This window comes from Polaromonas sp. P1_G1 (assembly GCF_056405595.1).
Genome location: NZ_JBFUBU010000163.1, coordinates 1 through 492, shown reverse-complemented (window position 1 = coordinate 492; position 492 = coordinate 1). Strand labels below are relative to the sequence as shown.

At 61.6% G+C, this 492-nt stretch carries 1 protein-coding gene; it reads right to left on the bottom strand.

Going from position 1 to position 492, the window contains the following annotated elements; all coding sequences use genetic code 11:
- Nucleotides 1-492, bottom strand: a 492-nt coding sequence (locus AC1D1Y_RS26280; RefSeq protein ID WP_477684933.1) for a class II glutamine amidotransferase, incomplete at both ends; no start/stop codon positions are given.

Sequence of the window (492 nt, the reverse complement as noted above, 5' to 3'; positions counted from 1 at the left end):
TGGCTGAAGGGGTGTTGGCGCACCACGTAGCAAAGTTTGGTGCTCGCATGGGCCCACAGGGCCTGGCCGTTGCTCAGCAGGAAGTTGAAGGTGCCATGGCGGGCAATTTTGGGTACCAGCTCGGCCAGGGTGTGGGTCAGCTCTTCGACCGAGGGCACCGAGGCGTGGGATTTGTTCAGCTCCTGCAGCAGCCAGCAAAACGCCAGTTCGCTGTCAGTGGTGCCTACGGGTTTGAAGCTGCCGTGCAGCGGCGGGTTGAATTCCTTGAGGTCACCGTTGTGTGCAAACACCCAGTAGCGGCCCCAGAGTTCGCGTGTGAAGGGGTGGCAGTTTTCCAGCGTGACCGCACCCACCGTGGCCTTGCGCACATGCGCCACCACGTTGTGGCTCTTGATGGGGTAGGACTTGAGCATCTTCGCGATCGGCGAGGTAGATGCACTTTCCTTGTCCACAAAATGCCGGGCCGCCTTGCCGGGCAGGTCGCCTTCGCTC